This is a genomic window from Micromonospora sp. L32 (genome assembly GCF_052068055.1).
Classification (GTDB): Bacteria; Actinomycetota; Actinomycetes; order Mycobacteriales; family Micromonosporaceae; genus Micromonospora; species Micromonospora purpureochromogenes.
This window is the reverse complement of the sequence record NZ_JBQHDD010000001.1, coordinates 769,000-783,553: the sequence shown is the minus strand read 5'-3', so window position 1 is coordinate 783,553 and position 14,554 is coordinate 769,000. Positions and strand designations below refer to the sequence as shown.

14 protein-coding genes are annotated in these 14,554 nt (G+C 74.2%); 5 read left to right on the top strand and 9 right to left on the bottom strand.

Annotation, left to right across the window (positions count from 1 at the left end; all coding sequences use genetic code 11):
- Nucleotides 1-29: 29 nt before the first annotated feature.
- Nucleotides 30-575 carry a TIGR00730 family Rossman fold protein gene (locus tag ACTMTB_RS03860; RefSeq protein WP_441142458.1) on the bottom strand — a complete coding sequence of 182 codons (546 nt, stop codon included), beginning with the start codon at nt 573-575 and terminating at the stop codon, nt 30-32.
- A 3-nt stretch (nt 576-578) separates the two neighbouring features.
- Nucleotides 579-1,478: a TIGR00730 family Rossman fold protein gene (locus tag ACTMTB_RS03855; RefSeq protein ID WP_441142457.1), complete on the bottom strand. Its 900-nt coding sequence runs from the start codon at nt 1,476-1,478 to the stop codon at nt 579-581.
- 155 nt (nt 1,479-1,633) lie between these two features.
- Between ACTMTB_RS03855 and ACTMTB_RS03850 the strand changes: the two genes are divergently transcribed.
- Complete coding sequence (locus tag ACTMTB_RS03850; protein ID WP_441142456.1) at nt 1,634-1,792, top strand: hypothetical protein; 159 nt, start codon at nt 1,634-1,636, stop codon at nt 1,790-1,792.
- A 182-nt stretch (nt 1,793-1,974) separates the two neighbouring features.
- Here the strand turns inward: ACTMTB_RS03850 and dapE are convergent, their stop codons facing one another.
- Nucleotides 1,975-3,048, bottom strand: coding sequence for a succinyl-diaminopimelate desuccinylase (dapE, locus tag ACTMTB_RS03845; protein WP_441142455.1), 1,074 nt, complete (start codon nt 3,046-3,048; stop codon nt 1,975-1,977).
- A gap of 80 nt (nt 3,049-3,128) precedes the next feature.
- Here dapE and dapD point away from each other — a divergent pair, with 80 nt between their 5' ends.
- Nucleotides 3,129-4,088, top strand: a complete 960-nt coding sequence (gene dapD, locus ACTMTB_RS03840; protein WP_441142454.1) for a 2,3,4,5-tetrahydropyridine-2,6-dicarboxylate N-succinyltransferase — start codon at nt 3,129-3,131, stop codon at nt 4,086-4,088.
- A gap of 84 nt (nt 4,089-4,172) precedes the next feature.
- On the opposite strand, the gene ACTMTB_RS03835 is transcribed toward dapD, so the two are convergent.
- Nucleotides 4,173-7,562, bottom strand: coding sequence for a S8 family serine peptidase (locus ACTMTB_RS03835; protein WP_441142453.1), 3,390 nt, complete (start codon nt 7,560-7,562; stop codon nt 4,173-4,175).
- Between the two features lie 113 nt (nt 7,563-7,675).
- On the opposite strand from ACTMTB_RS03835, the gene ACTMTB_RS03830 reads away from it, so the two are divergent.
- Nucleotides 7,676-8,233 (top strand): sugar O-acetyltransferase, encoded by a 558-nt coding sequence (locus ACTMTB_RS03830; protein WP_441142452.1) that lies wholly within the window; start codon nt 7,676-7,678, stop codon nt 8,231-8,233.
- A gap of 345 nt (nt 8,234-8,578) precedes the next feature.
- Here ACTMTB_RS03830 and ACTMTB_RS03825 read toward each other — a convergent pair whose 3' ends face one another.
- From ACTMTB_RS03825 to fdxA, 5 genes are read right to left on the bottom strand one after another with little or no spacing between them, the layout of a single operon-like run.
- Nucleotides 8,579-9,226, bottom strand: coding sequence for a nucleoside/nucleotide kinase family protein (locus ACTMTB_RS03825; RefSeq protein WP_441142451.1), 648 nt, complete (start codon nt 9,224-9,226; stop codon nt 8,579-8,581).
- Nucleotides 9,226-9,867 (bottom strand): SIMPL domain-containing protein, encoded by a 642-nt coding sequence (locus ACTMTB_RS03820; RefSeq protein ID WP_441142450.1) that lies wholly within the window; start codon nt 9,865-9,867, stop codon nt 9,226-9,228. The genes ACTMTB_RS03825 and ACTMTB_RS03820 overlap by 1 nt, the downstream gene beginning before the upstream one ends.
- A 4-nt stretch (nt 9,868-9,871) precedes the next feature.
- A complete protein-coding gene (locus ACTMTB_RS03815) occupies nt 9,872-10,918 on the bottom strand; it encodes a prephenate dehydrogenase (RefSeq protein WP_441142449.1) in 1,047 nt (348 codons plus the stop codon).
- A gap of 7 nt (nt 10,919-10,925) precedes the next feature.
- Nucleotides 10,926-12,041, bottom strand: coding sequence for a succinyldiaminopimelate transaminase (dapC, locus tag ACTMTB_RS03810; RefSeq protein ID WP_441142639.1), 1,116 nt, complete (start codon nt 12,039-12,041; stop codon nt 10,926-10,928).
- Nucleotides 12,038-12,364: a ferredoxin gene (gene fdxA / locus ACTMTB_RS03805; RefSeq protein ID WP_007464872.1), complete on the bottom strand. Its 327-nt coding sequence runs from the start codon at nt 12,362-12,364 to the stop codon at nt 12,038-12,040. The genes dapC and fdxA overlap by 4 nt, the downstream gene beginning before the upstream one ends.
- A 79-nt stretch (nt 12,365-12,443) precedes the next feature.
- Between fdxA and ACTMTB_RS03800 the strand changes: the two genes are divergently transcribed.
- Both ACTMTB_RS03800 and ACTMTB_RS03795 read left to right on the top strand, forming a co-directional pair.
- Entirely contained in the window at nt 12,444-13,403 is a 960-nt protein-coding gene (locus ACTMTB_RS03800) for a GNAT family N-acetyltransferase (RefSeq protein ID WP_441142448.1), read from the top strand.
- A 107-nt stretch (nt 13,404-13,510) separates the two neighbouring features.
- The gene (locus tag ACTMTB_RS03795; protein ID WP_441142447.1) at nt 13,511-14,437 is read left to right on the top strand and encodes a hypothetical protein; all 927 of its coding nucleotides are present in this window, start codon (nt 13,511-13,513) and stop codon (nt 14,435-14,437) included.
- The last annotated feature ends 117 nt before the right edge of the window (nt 14,438-14,554 follow it).

Genomic DNA, 14,554 nt, shown 5'->3' with positions numbered 1-14,554 from the left:
AACTTCATGATCAACGGGCGGACCCGGGATCAGGTGAGGTGGGATTCGAGGAGGTCGAGGGCGGCGGGGACGGTGTCGGCGACCAGGAGGAGGCCCAGGCCGGCGGGCTTGAGGAAGGTCTGGTCGGCGAGGGTGGCGAGCCAGTCCAGCAGCGGACGGTAGAAGCCGTCGATGTCGACCAGCACCATCGGCTTGGCGTGCAGGGCCAGCGTGGCGGTGGTCCAGACCTCGAAGAGCTCGTCCAGGGTGCCCAACCCGCCCGGCAGGGTGAGGAAGGCGTCCGACTTGTCGACCATCAGCGTCTTGCGGCTGGCCATGCCATCGGTGACCAGCAGCTCGTCGGAGGCCAGGTCGGCGACCTCCAGGTCGACCAGCGCCTGCGGGATCACCCCGACGGTGCGCCCGCCGGCCGCCCGCGCGCCGTCGGCCAGGGCACCCATCATCCCGACGCAGCCACCGCCGCTGACCAGGGTGTGTCCGCGCCGGGCGAGCTCCGCGCCCGTCTCGGCCGCCAACTCCAGCCAGCGCCGGTCGAGGGTACGGGAGGAGGCGCAGAAGACGCAGATCGCCGCCACGGCTCAGCCCTTCCGGCCCGCGCCCGACCCGGTCGGGCCGGCCGGCCCGCCGCCCTGTTCGCGGCTGCCCGCGCTGTCCGCGGCGGCCTGCTGGTCGGCGGCGGTCCGCGCGACGGCCTCCTCGCGTACGGCCTCCTGCTCGACGGAGAGGGCGGCCTCCGCCTCGACGATGTGCCGGACCGCGGCGTCCACGTCGTCGGTGAGGCAGATCAGGTCCAGGTCGACCGGCCCGATCTTGCCCTCGGCGGCCATGCTGTCCCGCAGCCAGTCCAGCAGCCCCCGCCAGTACGCGGTGCCCATCAGCACCACCGGGAACCGGGTGACCTTGCCGGTCTGCACCAGGGTGAGCGCCTCGAAGAGCTCGTCCATGGTGCCGAAGCCGCCGGGCAGCACCACGAACGCCTGGGCGTACTTGACGAACATGGTCTTGCGGGCGAAGAAGTACCGGAAGTCGATGGCCAGGTCGACCCAGTCGTTGAGCCCCTGCTCGAAGGGGAGTTCGATGCCGAGTCCGACGGAGAGTCCACCGGCGTCGCTGGCCCCCCGGTTCGCCGCCTCCATCACGCCCGGCCCGCCACCGGTGATCACGGCGTAGCCGGCGCGGGCCAGGGCGGCCCCGAGCTCCCGGGCCAGCCCGTACTCGGGGCTGTCCAGGGTGCTGCGGGCGGAGCCGAAGACGCTGACGGCGGGCGGCAGGTCGGCCAGGGTGTCGAAGCCCTCCACGAACTCGGAGAGGATCCGCAGCGCGCGCCAGGCGTCCTTGGTCTTCCAGTCGCCCCGGCCCCGGGAGTCGAGCAGCCGCTGGTCGGCGGTGCTGGTCGGGATCGCGCCGCGGCGCAGCGTGACCGCGCCCCGGTGCCGCTCCGGATCGCGGCCCGGCTGCCGCCCGTTGCTCTGGCTCATGGGAGCAACCGTAATGGAGCGGCACCGGCCGGGTGCGGTGCCAGGCGAGCCGGAGAAAAAGTTCGCGATCTTGGGCAACTAATTCTGTCGCCCGTACGTCTTACTATTCACATACCGGGTATGCCCCGGCGCGCGCCTTCGGGGGAGGAGCAAGCGTGATCAACAACAACGAGCGGATGCGGATCCGCCGGCAGATGCAGCGGCGCATCCGGGACGTGGTGGCCGAGCGCCGCCGTGCCCGACAGTTGGAGTCCCCGGCGGCACCGACCGCCGACCCCGAGACCACCGACTCCCCTGCCCTCACCACCGCCTGACCACCCACCGCACTCCGCACCCACTGCCGAGGCCCGGGCGCGCCTCGCCGGCCCGGGCCGCCCGGTGCTTGGTGGCGATCAAGAGGTTTGCGTCACCTGAAGGGCCTCTTTAGACGCAAACCTCTTGATCACCGAGGCGAGCGGACCGGGAGCGCGGGCCGAGCCGGACGAGAAGCGCGGGGTCAGGCGGAGGCGAGCCAGCGGTGCAGGGTGGCGGCACCGTCGCGGATCTTGGTGATCTCGACGTGCTCGTCCTTGTGGTGGGCCAGGTTGGGGTCGCCGGGGCCGAAGTTCAGCGCCGGGATGCCCATCGCCGCGAACCGCGCCACGTCCGTCCAGCCCAGCTTGCCGATCGGCGCGGCGCCGACGGCGGCGAGGAACTCCTGCGCCGCGGGCGACTCCAGGCCGGGGGCCGCGCCCGCCGCCGCGTCGGTCACCGTCAGGTCGAAGCCAGCGAAGACCTCCCGCAGGTGCGCCTCGGCGGCGGCCGGGTCACGGTCCGGGGCGTACCGGTAGTTGATCTCGATCTCGCAGCGGTCCGGGACGACGTTGCCGGCCACCCCGCCGGCGATCCGCACCGCGTTCAGTCCCTCGCGGTAGTCGCAGCCGTCGATGGTGACCCGTCGGGCCTCGTAGCCGCCCAGCCGGCGCAGCACCTCGCCCGCGCCGTGGATGGCGTTCACCCCGTGCCAGGACCGGGCGGCGTGGGCGCGCTCGCCGTACGTGGTGACGACCGCCCGCATGGTGCCCTGGCAGCCGGCCTCGACGATCCCGTACGTCGGCTCCAGCAGCACCGCGAAGTCGGCCTCCAGCCACTCCGGGTGCGCCTGCCCGACCAGGGTGAGCCCGTTGTACCTCGACTCGATCTCCTCGGCCTCGTAGAAGAAGTACGTGACGTCGTAGCGCGGGTCGGGCAGGGTCACCGCCAGGTGCAGCGCGAACGCCACCCCGGACTTCATGTCCGAGGTGCCGCAGCCGTACATCAGGTCGCCGCGCATCGTCGACGGGAAGTTGTCGTTCAGCGGCACCGTGTCCAGGTGGCCGGCGAGCACCACCCGGGACGCCCGGCCCAGGTCGGTACGGGCCATCACCGTGTTGTTGTGTCGGAACGTGGCCAGGTGCGGCACGCCCCGCAGCACCTCCTCGACGCAGTCGGCGATCGCCTTCTCGTTGAGGGAGACGGACTCTATGTCGACCAGGGCACGGGTCAGGGCCACCGGATCAGCCAAGACCTCGGGGGTCAGCGGGTTCTCCATGCTGGGCACGGTACCGTCAAATTCGGTGCACGCGGGCAGTGAGCCCGCCTGCCCCGCAGCCGCGAACGAGAGGTGTAACAGTGACGTCCGCAGTACCCGCCTGGGGCATCGGCCTGGCCACCGTCACCGCTGACGACCAGGTGCTCGACACCTGGTACCCGACCGGCAAGCTCGGACTCGGCGAGCTGCCGCTGGTCCCCGGCGAGGACCAGGGCGACGTGCTCGACCTGCCGCCGGGCGCGATCGGGGAGCGGGCGCTGCCGGGTCTGCGTACCGTCGAGGTCACCACCGTGCTCGGCTCGCTGGACGACCCGATCAAGGACGCCGCCGACGCGTACCTCCGGTTGCACCTGCTCTCCCACCGCCTGGTGCGGCCCAACGAGGTCAACCTGGACGGCATCTTCGGCAAGCTGGCGAACGTGGCCTGGACGTCCGCCGGGCCGTGCCCGCCGGAGCGGGTCGACGAGCTGCGGGTGATCGAGCGGGCTGCCGGCCGGTACCTGGCGGTGTACGGAGTGGACAAGTTCCCCCGGATGACCGACTACGTGGTCCCCTCCGGGGTCCGGATCGCCGACGCGGACCGGGTCCGGCTCGGCGCGCACCTGGCCGCCGGCACCACCGTGATGCACGAGGGCTTCGTCAACTTCAACGCCGGCACGCTGGGCACCTCGATGGTCGAGGGGCGGATCGTGCAGGGCGTGCTGGTCGGTGACGGCTCCGACATCGGCGGCGGGGCGTCGATCATGGGCACCCTCTCCGGCGGCGGCAAAGAGAAGGTCAGCATCGGCGAGCGGAGCCTGATCGGCGCGAACGCCGGCGTCGGCATCTCGCTCGGCGACGACTGCGTGGTCGAGGCGGGCTGCTACATCACCGCCGCGTCGAAGATCACCCTGCCGGACGGGCGGGTGGTCAAGGCCCGCGAGCTCTCCGGCGTGGACGGCCTCCTCTTCTGGCGCAACTCCGTCACCGGCGCGCTGGAGGCGAAGCAGCGCACCGGCAAGGGCATCGAGCTGAACGCCGCCCTGCACGCCAACGACTGACGGACCGGTCGGGGCCGGGGCGAACCGCCCCGACCCCGACCGGCGTCCCGGCCCACGGCGGTGAGACCGCGGGCCCGGCGTCGCTCACCGCAGGCGGTACGCCTGGACGATCCGCTCGGTCACCGTGTTGCCGGCGGTGTCCCGGGCGGTGGCCCGCAGGGACACGTGACCGGGGCCGGCCGGGTGCCGCAGCAGCGCGACCCAGCCCTTCCCGGGCACCCGCAGTACGGCGGCCTTGCGCCAGGTCTTCCCGCCGTCGTACGAGGCGTCGACGGTCAGCTTCTCCACCCCGGCGGCCGGCGCCCCGGGCTGCCGCTGCACCTGCACCGGCACGGCGAAGAGGCGGCCGGCCGGCGCGCTGTTGTCGACCCGCAGCGGCGGGGCGAAGCGCACCGCCATCAGCGGCAGCCGGGCCGGGGTGTCACCGGCGACGTGACCGGACCGGAAGGTCCACGTCGACTCCACCTCGGTGCTCAGGTCGGTGAAGCTCCGGGTGGCCGACACCGTCAGCTTGTAGTCGGCCGCCGCGGGCGGCACGGTGAACTCGCCGTAGCCGGCGTACTCGCTCTCGCCGACCAGCTTCCCGTTGCGCCACAGGGCGGTCCGGGCGGTGTCGGTGACCGACCCGCCGGGGTGCCCGGCGGCGTCGCTGTGCACCGGCAGGCCGACGAAGATGAGGTCACCGGTACGGCTGACGCTCTCCTCCGGCCAGCGCGGGGCCGGGAACGACGGCCCGTACGGAGCCTGGTTCCAGGTCTCGTGGACCGTCCGCCCCGCCTTGTACGCGGTCGGCACAGAGAACAGCGCCGCCTTCGGGTCCAGCCAGCCCTCCTCGTCGACCACCCCGAAGTCGATCTCGGACTCCCAGCGCACGCCCCTGGTGTTGTAGTGCTCCACCCGCTCACCGGGCACCTCGGTCGGCAGGATGATCGCCGAGGCACCGGTGTTGTACTCCAGCTCCGGCACGACGAACCGCTCGGCGACCATCCCCGGGTAGCCGCCCCGGAACCGGTGCACCACGGTGGCCAGGTCACCGGCCCGGTAGTGCCGGACGAAACCGGTCGGCATCCGGCCGGGGACCGCCTCGCTCAGCGCGTACAGGTAGGGGCTGCTGGCGGCCTCCCGGTCGGCCCACTGGCTGCTGACCGTCGAGACGAACCGGTCCGCGGAGACCGGGCTGCCGAGCTGGGCGGTGGTCAGGCCGGCGAAGCTGTCGGCCCAGAGCCCGAAGCCGTAGCTGCTGCCATCGTCGCCGAAAAAGACCGCGCTGACGTCGATCAGCAGCGGCGTCGCGTCCCGCTTCGGGATCGTGGTCAGGACCGGCTTGCCCCGCCGGGCGTCCACGGTGACCGAGAGGTCCCGGTCGACGGTCAGCTCGGGCTGGGCCAGCATGGTGAGCCCGCCGGCTTCGCCCTCGGGGGCGGGCTCGAAGATGAGCGTGCTCAGGCCGTAGCGCCCCTTGGGCAGCCGGACCTGGGCCACTCCGTCGGGGTCGTAGGCGTCCCGGACGTCGAAGCGGTCCAGGCTGGCCAGGCTGGTGTAGTAGTCCGCCGTCGTCGCGCCGGACCGGTCCAGGTGGGTCAGCGTCAGGGTGTAGCTCTCCACCTCCCGGTTCACCGCCACCGGGGTCACCGCGACGGTGGCGCCGGAGCGGGCGACGACCCGGCCGGTCCAGTAGCCGTCGGCGGCCCCGAGCCGGGTGTCGGCGGTGACGGTGGTCTCCGCCCGACCGCCCGCGGGCACGGTCACCCGGGTCGCGCCGAGGCGGAACATCCCGGCCGGCGCCGGCTGGCCGCCCGGACCGGTGATCTCGGTGCTCAGGTCGAGCGTGACGGCGGTCGGGCCGGCGTTGCGCCAGGCCACCGTGCGGGTGATCGGCGCGTCGTCGCCGTGCGGCCAGAGCGCACGGCCGAAGGAGACGCTCACCGGGTCACTGGTCACCTGCTGGCCGATCGCGCGGGTCAGGTCGACCCGGCCGGCCCCCTGCTCGTACGCGGTCTGCGCCGGGTGCGGCTTCGCGGCGGCCATCAGGGTCGCCTTGAACTGGCCGGCCTTCCAGTCCGGGTGCTGCTGGGCCAGCAGCGCCACCGAGCCGGCCACGTGCGGGGTGGCCATCGAGGTGCCGGAGAGCGCGACGTACTTCTCCCCCACCGGGTCGCCGATGCTGCCGCTGGCGGACCGGGCGGCGACGATGTCGACGCCGGGCGCGGTGATGTCGGGCTTCACCGCGTCGTCGCCCACCCGCGGGCCCCGGCTGGAGAACTCGGCAAGCTGGTCGTCGCGGTCCACCGCGCCGACGGCGAGCGCCGCGTCGGCGCTGGCCGGGGAGCCGACGGAGGCGTCCGACCCGGCGTTGCCGGCGGCGGTGACGAAGAGGGTGCCGGTCTGCGCGGTCAGCGTCTGCACCGCCTCCTCCAGCGGGTCGACCTCGGGGAAGTCCCAGCCGCTGAGGCTCATGTTGACCACGGCGGCCCGCTTGTCGACGGCGGCCCACTGCATCCCGGCCAGGATGGCCGAGTCGGTGCACCCGATGTCCTCGCAGACCTTGCCGTTGAGCAGCGTGGCGTCCGGCGCGACGCCCTTGTACCGGCCGCCGGAGGCGGCGCCGCTGCCCGCGATGGTGGAGGCGACGTGGGTGCCGTGGCCGACCGTGTCCCGGTCGTCGGTGACCTCGGTGAAGTTGCGCGACTCGGCCACCTTGCCGGCCAGGTCGGGGTGGCTCGTGTCGACGCCGGTGTCCAGCACCGCCACGCTGACGCCCTTGCCGGTGAAGCCGGCCGACCAGGCGGTGGGCGCCCCGATCTGGGGCACGCTGTGGTCCAGGGTGACCCGACGTCGGCCGTCGAGCCAGATCCGCTCGACGCCCCCCGCCGCGCCGAGCCGGGTGCCGGTGGAGCCGGTGGTGACCGCCGCCCACGCCTGACCGGCGGTGGACTTGCCGGTGGTGAGGGCGGCGCCGCGGATCGCCGGCAGGTCCCGGGTCACCCGGGCGCCGGGCAGCGCGGCCACGCCGCGCCGGGCCTCCCCGGAGGCGTACGACACCAGCAGCGGCAGGTCGTCGCGGCGGGCGTCGTCGTAGCCGGCGGAGATCAGCTCGGTGACGTCGAAGAGTCGGCGGTCGACCCGGCCGGCGCGGATCAGCGCCAGCGCATCCTGGGGCACCACGGTGAGGTGCCCGCGCTCCCGGCGTACCACGAATCGCACATCGCTCCGGCCGGCGGCGGGCCGGACGGCGGCGTCGCCGGAGCCGGTGACGGTGACCCGGTCCCCGGTGACCAGGGTGACGGTGGTCGACCCGCCGGTCGGGGCGGACGGTTTCCCGGCCGGCCGGGACGCCTCGGCGCCCGCCGGTGCGGTCGGTGCGGCGGCCGATGCGGTGGCCGGGGCGCCGAGCGCCAGGCCGAGCACCAGCCCGAGCGCGACGGTCTTCCTTCTGGTTCTGTGCAACGGATCCTCCTCGGGAAGCGTCTTCATAGACGGGAGTCGCATTGACGGGGACCAGAATTACATACCGGGTATGCACAAGGAAAGTCCGGAATATGACGGTCCCCGCCCCTGGCGGGGACCCGGCCAGCGATGATCGCCCGGTGACGTCCATGCGGGAACGAATGCTGGCCGGCGAGCCCTACATCGCCAACGAGCCCGAGATCATCGCCGACCTCGACCGCGCCGCCCAGCTGATGGAGCGCGTCAACACCACCGCCGCCACCGACCCGCAGGGCCGCCTGGCCGCGCTGCGCGAGCTGCTCGGCTCGCTCGGCGAGGGCACCTGGATCCGTCCACCCTTCTACTGCGACTACGGCTGGCAGATCCACCTCGGCCCGCGCTGCTTCGTGAACTTCAACGCGGTCTTCCTCGACGTCGCCCGGATCACCATCGGCGCCGACGTCCAGATCGGACCCAACGTGCAGCTGCTCACCCCCACCCACCCGATCGAGCCGGGTCCGCGCCGGGAGAAGTGGGAGGCGGCGAAGCGGATCACCATCGGCGACAACGTCTGGCTCGGCGGCGGGGCCATCGTGCTCGCCGGGGTGACCGTCGGCGCGAACACCGTGGTCGGCGCCGGCGCCGTCGTGACCAAGGATCTGCCACCGAACGTGGTCGCCGTCGGCAATCCCGCCCGCCCGGTGCGCACCCTCGAATAACCCGGTTGACCTGCTAAAACAGCAGACGTGCGGGTGGCCGGAACCGGGCACCAGGGTGCACTCTGGGTAGTGAGCGCGACACCAGGGGGCACGGATGGGCGATCGGGTGCTCGAACTACGGGTGCACGGGGTGTCCAACACTCCGCCCGACCAGCTCCTCGGGCTGCGGCCCGAACCCGCCGAGGCCGGCCCGCAACCCGCCCGGTCGTCGACCCGGAGGCGCTGCACCCCAGCGGCGGCGAGGTCGCCGACCCGCCCATCCGCAACCACAGCGGATACCCGGAGGCGGTGGAGTTCCAGCGGGAACGAGCCCTGGTCGCCCGGCTGCTGCGGCGCGGTGTCCCGTCACCCCGGCGGGGGGTCGGTTAGGCGTACCACCAGGTCGGCGTAGTTCGCGGTGTTGCGGACCAGGGCGGCGTTGGTCTCGTCGCTGCCGTACGCCCAGGCCGCCGCCTGCTCCGGCGTCCGCCCGTACGCCTCGTGCCGGGCGACGAGCCGGCGCAGCCGCGACTCCGCGTCCAGGTCGACGAACCACGCCTCGTGCAGCAGCGCCCGCACGTCGTCCCACGGCGGGTCGCTGAGCAGCAGGTAGTTGCCCTCGGTCACCACCAGCCGGACCGAGGGCGGCACCTCGATCGCCCCGGCCACCGGCTCCTCCAGATCCCGCCGGAACAGCGGCGCGTAGACCGCGGTCGGCTCCAGCCGTCGCAGTCGGCGCAGCAGCGAGACGTACCCGTTGGCGTCGAAGGTGTCCACCGCGCCCTTGCGGGCGGCGCGGCCCAGCCGCTCCAACTCGGCCTGGGCCAGGTGGAAGCCGTCCATCGGCACCAGCCGGGCGCTCGGGCCGATCGCCGCGACGATCCGCTCGGCGAGAGTGGACTTGCCCGCCCCGGGCGCCCCGGCGATGCCGAGCAACTGCCGGGGCCCCGCCTCGGCCAGGGCACGAGCCCGGGCCACCAGGTCGTCGAGCGGGAGCGGGGTGGCCTCGGGCATCAGGGCAGCACCGGGTCGCTGACCGTGAACCGGGCCCGCACCACGGCGTGCACGGTCTGCAGCTGCGGGTCGAGTTCCAGCTCCGGCGGCGCGCCCGTCTCCATGCGGTGGGAGAACGCCGCGCCGGCCATCGGGGCGAACCCCTCCTCCGCGTCGGCCAGCTCCAGCAGGGCGGTGACCCGGGCGCCCAACGCCTCGGCGTACTCCCGGGCCCGATGCAGCGCGTCGGCGATGGCGGCGTGCCGGGCCTCCCGGTGGGCCGGGCTGTCCGGCCGCAGCGACCACCAGGGGCCGGCCACCTCGACCTGCTCCTGGTCGGCCAGGCGGAGCATCAGTTCGGCGAGGACGGCGAAGTCGGTGACGGTGACGCTGGTGGTGACACTGCCGTGGTAGCCGACCACTCGCTCGCCGGAGCGGTTGGTCTCGGGGCGTACGCGCAGGTCGCCGGCCTCCCGGCGGTCGAGGGCGGCGGCGTGCTCGTCGAGCAGCACCCGCACCGCGGCGGCCCGCTCGGCGAGCCGGGTCAGGGTGACCTCCCGGTCCCGCTCGCGGGCCGTCGCGGTCACCTGGAAGCGGGCCAGCTCGGGCGCGACCTCCCGGTACGCCTCACCGCGTACCGCCACGACCGGTCCGTCCGTCACGCCCTCACCCTAGCGGCGGGCCCGGTGCGCCGTCCGGTTCCACGGCCAACCGACGGGCCAGGTACTCGACCTGGTCGCCGGTCGTCCGGCACCCGTCGAGGTACCCGCCGGCCGCGCCCAGTTCGAGCAGGAAGCGCAGCTCCGCGTCCCCGCTGCCGGCCAGCGGGAAGGCCCGACGCAGCTCGACCGTCGCGCGGCCGGCCAGCGCGGCCCGGGCGTCGCGGCCCTCGCCGTGTCGGGCGGTGAGCGCGGCCCGGTCGTCGTCACGCAGCGCGGCCGCCAGTTCGTCCAGGAAGGAGGTGACCGAGGTCAGCGCGGCCAGCACCGCCGCCCGGTTGGCGAGCAGCATGTTCGCCGTCCGCTCCGGTGGCGTGCCGGCGACCCGGGTGCCGTCGCGGAAGCTGCCGGCGGCGAGGCCGAGGACGGCGTCGCGCAGCGGGGAGCGCTCGGCCGCGCCGGCGAGGGCGCCGGCGAGCAGGTGCGGCACGTGCGAGGCGAGCGCGACGACCGAGTCGTGCCGATCGGCCGCCATCGGCACCACCCGGGCGGCGAACACCTCCATCACCAGCACGGTGAGCCGGCGGAAGGCGGCCAGGCCGGGACCGGGCGCGGGGCAGAGCACCCAGGCCGCGTCGTCGAAGAGCCCCGGCACCGCAGCGGTCAGGCCGGCCCGGTCGGTGCCCGCCATCGGGTGGCCGGGGACGAAGCGGTGGGTCAGCCCCTGCGCGGCGGCGAACGCGGCCAGCTCCGCCTTGGTGCTCCCGACGTCGGTGAGCAGGCAGTCCTCGGCGGTCACCGCGGCCACCTCGACCAGGGTCCGCGGCAGGGTGGGCAGCGGCCCGCAGAGGAAGACCACGTCCCGGTCGGCCACCGCGTCGACCAGACGCTCCGGTGCCGGTACGCCGGCCCGCCGGGCCTGCCGCCGGGTCGCCTCGTCCGGGTCCCAGCCGGCCACGTCCAGCCCGGCCGCGTGCAGCCGGAGCAGCACCGAACCGCCGATCAGCCCGGTGCCGACCACCGCCGCCCGGACCACCCCGCCGGCCCCGCCCATCGGCGCGTCAGGCCCGTGCGAGCCGCGCGGCGACCGCCGCGACGTGCGCGTCGGACTCGGTCAGCGCGGCCCGGACGTGCTGCGCCCCGCCGGGGCCGTAGAAGACGCCGGCGGCGACCAGGATGCCCCGGCGGGCCAGCCAGTCCACCGTTGCCCAGCAGTCCTCGCCCCGGGTCATCCACAGGTAGAGCCCGGCCTCCGAGTGCTCCACGGTGAAGCCCGCCCCGGTGAACGCGGCGAGCAGCGTCTCCCGCCGGGCCCGGTAGCGTTCCCGCTGCTCGTCGGCGTGCGCCTGGTCGGAGAGCGCGGCCACCATGGCGGCCTGCACCGGCGCGGGCACGATCATGCCGGCGTGCTTGCGGATCTTGAGCAGCTCGGCCACCGGCGCCGGGTCGCCGGCGACGAAACCGGCCCGGTAGCCGGCCAGGTTGGAGCGCTTGGAGAGCGAGTGCACCGCCAGCACCGAGTCGTACGACCCGCCGCAGACCTCGGGCGAGAGCACCGAGACCGGCTCGGCGTCGGCCGTCCAGCCCAGCGGCAGGTAGCACTCGTCGCTGGCCACCACGGCGCCCCGCTCGCGGGCCCAGTCGACCACCTTGCGCAGGTGGGCGGTGGGCAGCACCCGACCGGTCGGGTTGCCGGGCGAGTTGACCCAGACCAGGCGTACCCGGGAGGTCGGGCCGACCGCGGTCAGCGAGTCGGCGCGGACGGTGGTGGCGCCGGCGAGCCGGGCCCCGTCCTCGTACGTCGGGTAGGCGATCGACGGCACCACGACCACGTCACCGGGGCCGATCCCGAGCAGGGTGGGCAGCCAGGCGACCAGTTCCTTGGAGCCGATCGTGGGCAGGACGCCGAGCCCGTCGACCCCGGCCCCGCAGGTGCGGGCCACCCAGCCGGCGATGGCGTCGCGCAGCGCCGGGGTGCCCGCGGTCAGCGGGTATCCCGGGGCATCGGACGCGTCCGCCAGCGCCTGCCGGATCACCGGGGGCACCGGGTCGACCGGCGTGCCCATCGAGAGGTTGATCAGACCGTCCGGGTGCGCCGCGGCCACGGTGGCCGCGGCGTCCAGGGTGTCCCAGGTGAACTCGGGCAGCCGCGACGAGACCGGCGCGGGCCGGTTCAGTGGCCCTCTCCGCGCGGCGGCTGGGCGGCGACGAACGTCGCGTCCTTCTCCACCTTGCCGATCTTCGACGCGCCACCCGGCGAGCCGAGGTCCTCGAAGAACTCGTAGTTGGCCCCGGTGTAGTCCTTCCACTGCTCCGGGACGTCGTCTTCGTAGAAGATCGCTTCGACCGGGCAGACCGGCTCACAGGCACCACAGTCGACGCACTCGTCGGGGTGGATGTAGAGCATCCGATTGCCCTCGTAAATGCAGTCGACCGGGCACTCCTCGATGCATGCCTTGTCGAGCACATCCACGCACGGCTCGGCGATGATGTAGGTCACCGGTCTTCTCCTCCGCAAGACTCGCCGCGATCACCCGCGACGCTAAGAGCCTAGTATCTCGCCGGGGAGGAGGTCGATCGTGCTCCGACAGCAGGACGTGGGCCACCGGATCGTGGTGCGCCGCATTGTGGGGATTCGCGAGGGCCGCCCCCTCTTCTCGGACGCTCTCGGCGAGCTGGTCGAGCTGACCGAGACCCATCTCACTCTCGCCACCAGGCAGGGCCGGCTGCGGGTACCGGTGACCGAGGTGCACCGGGCCAAGCGCGTGCCGCCGACCCGCCGGCCGACCGCCTCGGCCGTGATCGAGCTGGAGCTGGCCTCCGACGAGGCGTGGCCCGCCGCCGTCCGGGACCGGCTGGGCGACTGGCTGCTGCGCTCCGCCGCCGGCTGGTCCGGCCGGGCCAACTCCGCGCTGCCGGTGGGCGACCCGGACCGGCCCCTGCCGGCCGCGCTGGACGCGGTGGAGCGCTGGTACGCCGACCAGGGGCAACCGGCCATGGTGAACACCCCGCTCCCGCTGGCCGCGCCGGTCGGCGCGGAGCTGGACGCCCGGGGCTGGGGCAGCCGGCCACCGGTGCTGGTGCAGACCGTCGCCCTCGCCGCGCTGCCGCCGGCCGCGTCGGCCCCGGCCGGCTCACCGCCGGTCGAGCTGGCCGCCGCGCCGTCGGACGACTGGCTCGCGATCGCCGCCGGCCGCAAGGGCGGCCTCCCGGACGCCGCCCGGCACGTGCTCACCGCCGTGGCCCGGGTCCGCTTCGCCCACGTGTACGCCGACGGCACGCTGGTCGCGATCGGCCGGGGCACCGTCACCGGGCGGGGACGCTGGCTCGGGCTCAGCCTGATCGAGGTGGTGCCCGAGGCCCGGCGGCGCGGGCTGGCCGGCCGGGTGGTCCGGGCCCTGGTCGACTGGGGCGTGGCGGAGGGAGCGACGCACGCCTTCCTCCAGGTGGAGCAGCGCAACACCGCCGCGGTGACGCTCTACCGGGGACTGGGGTTCACCACCCACCACACCTACCTGACCCGGGTCGCCCCGGACTGAGCACAGGGACGATTCCCGCAGGTCGTTCGGGGTACCGGAAGAACTGGACGCGGCACGACGCACGTCGTGACGCCTCCTTCGACCCCGGACCAGGAAGGACCTGCTCGATGGCCACGCGCAGCGGATCGGGACGCGCCAGCGCCTCGACGGCGACGAAGAACGCCCCCGGCAACCAGACTCCGAACACCCCCGACGTCAACGAGAGCGAGATCGCCCGCCTGAAGGTCGACCAGCTCCGCGACCGACTGCGCCGACGCGGCATCACCGGCACCGCCGACATGCGCAAGGACGAACTCGTCGACGCCCTGATCACAGCGCTGCGCGAGGGCCGGAAGACCACCCGCTCCCGCAACACCTCCGGCAGCGGCCCGGCGTCGCGCTCCGACGGCGGCTCGCGGGGGAACTCCCGCGACGGCGGCACCGCCCGCGGCCGGGGCGGGTCGCGCGGCGGCGGTTCGCGCGGGGCGCAGACCGGCGAGCAGCCGGGCAACCAGACCCCGAACACCCCCGACGTCAACGAGAGCGAGATCGCCCGCCTCAAGGTCGACCAGCTCCGCGACCGACTGCGCCGACGCGGCATCACCGGCACCGCCGACATGCGCAAGGACGAACTCGTCGACGCCCTGATCACGGCGCTGCGCGAGGGCCGGAAGACCAACGGCTCGGGCTCCGCCCGCTCGGCCAGCTCGGGCTCCGGCCGCTCGGATTCCGTGCGCTCGGCCGGCTCGGATTCCGGACGCACTGGCTCCGGACGCTCGACGACCGGCGGTAGGTCGGCCACCCCCGACCGCTCCAACCCGCGTCGGCCTCGGCCCGAGTCGCCGGAGGTGGAGCTGGCGGAGGTGGAGCGGCGGGCGGCGGAACTGGCGGACGTGACGCCGCTGGCCGTCGAGGTCGAGGAGGTCGAGCGGCGGGCGGCGGAGCTGGAGGAAGCGGTGTCCGAGTCGACGACGACCGCGCGCCCGAATGCCCGCGTCCCGCAGCCCCGGGCCGGAACGGACACCAGGGACCGGGCCTCCTCCCCCGCCAGCTAGGCGAGCAGCAGGGTCGGGGGCCGTCACCGGCCCTCGACCCGGCCCGGCCCTGCCCGGCTCGGGGCGCGCCCCGTCCGCCGAACCACGGATGCTCCGGACGCGACAGCGCGACCTCCC

Bases quoted from the DNA above. Each gene is read 5' to 3' on its own strand.
- ACTMTB_RS03855 (WP_441142457.1), bottom strand. From the start codon at position 1,478: ATGAGCCAGAGCAACGGGCGGCAGCCGGGCCGCGATCCGGAGCGGCAC.
- ACTMTB_RS03795 (WP_441142447.1), top strand. From the start codon at position 13,511: ATGGCCACGCGCAGCGGATCGGGACGCGCCAGCGCCTCGACGGCGACG.
- ACTMTB_RS03815 (WP_441142449.1), bottom strand. From the start codon at position 10,918: ATGGGCGGGGCCGGCGGGGTGGTCCGGGCGGCGGTGGTCGGCACCGGG.
- ACTMTB_RS03825 (WP_441142451.1), bottom strand. From the start codon at position 9,226: ATGCCCGAGGCCACCCCGCTCCCGCTCGACGACCTGGTGGCCCGGGCT.
- dapE (WP_441142455.1), bottom strand. From the start codon at position 3,048: ATGGAGAACCCGCTGACCCCCGAGGTCTTGGCTGATCCGGTGGCCCTG.
- ACTMTB_RS03835 (WP_441142453.1), bottom strand. From the start codon at position 7,562: ATGAAGACGCTTCCCGAGGAGGATCCGTTGCACAGAACCAGAAGGAAG.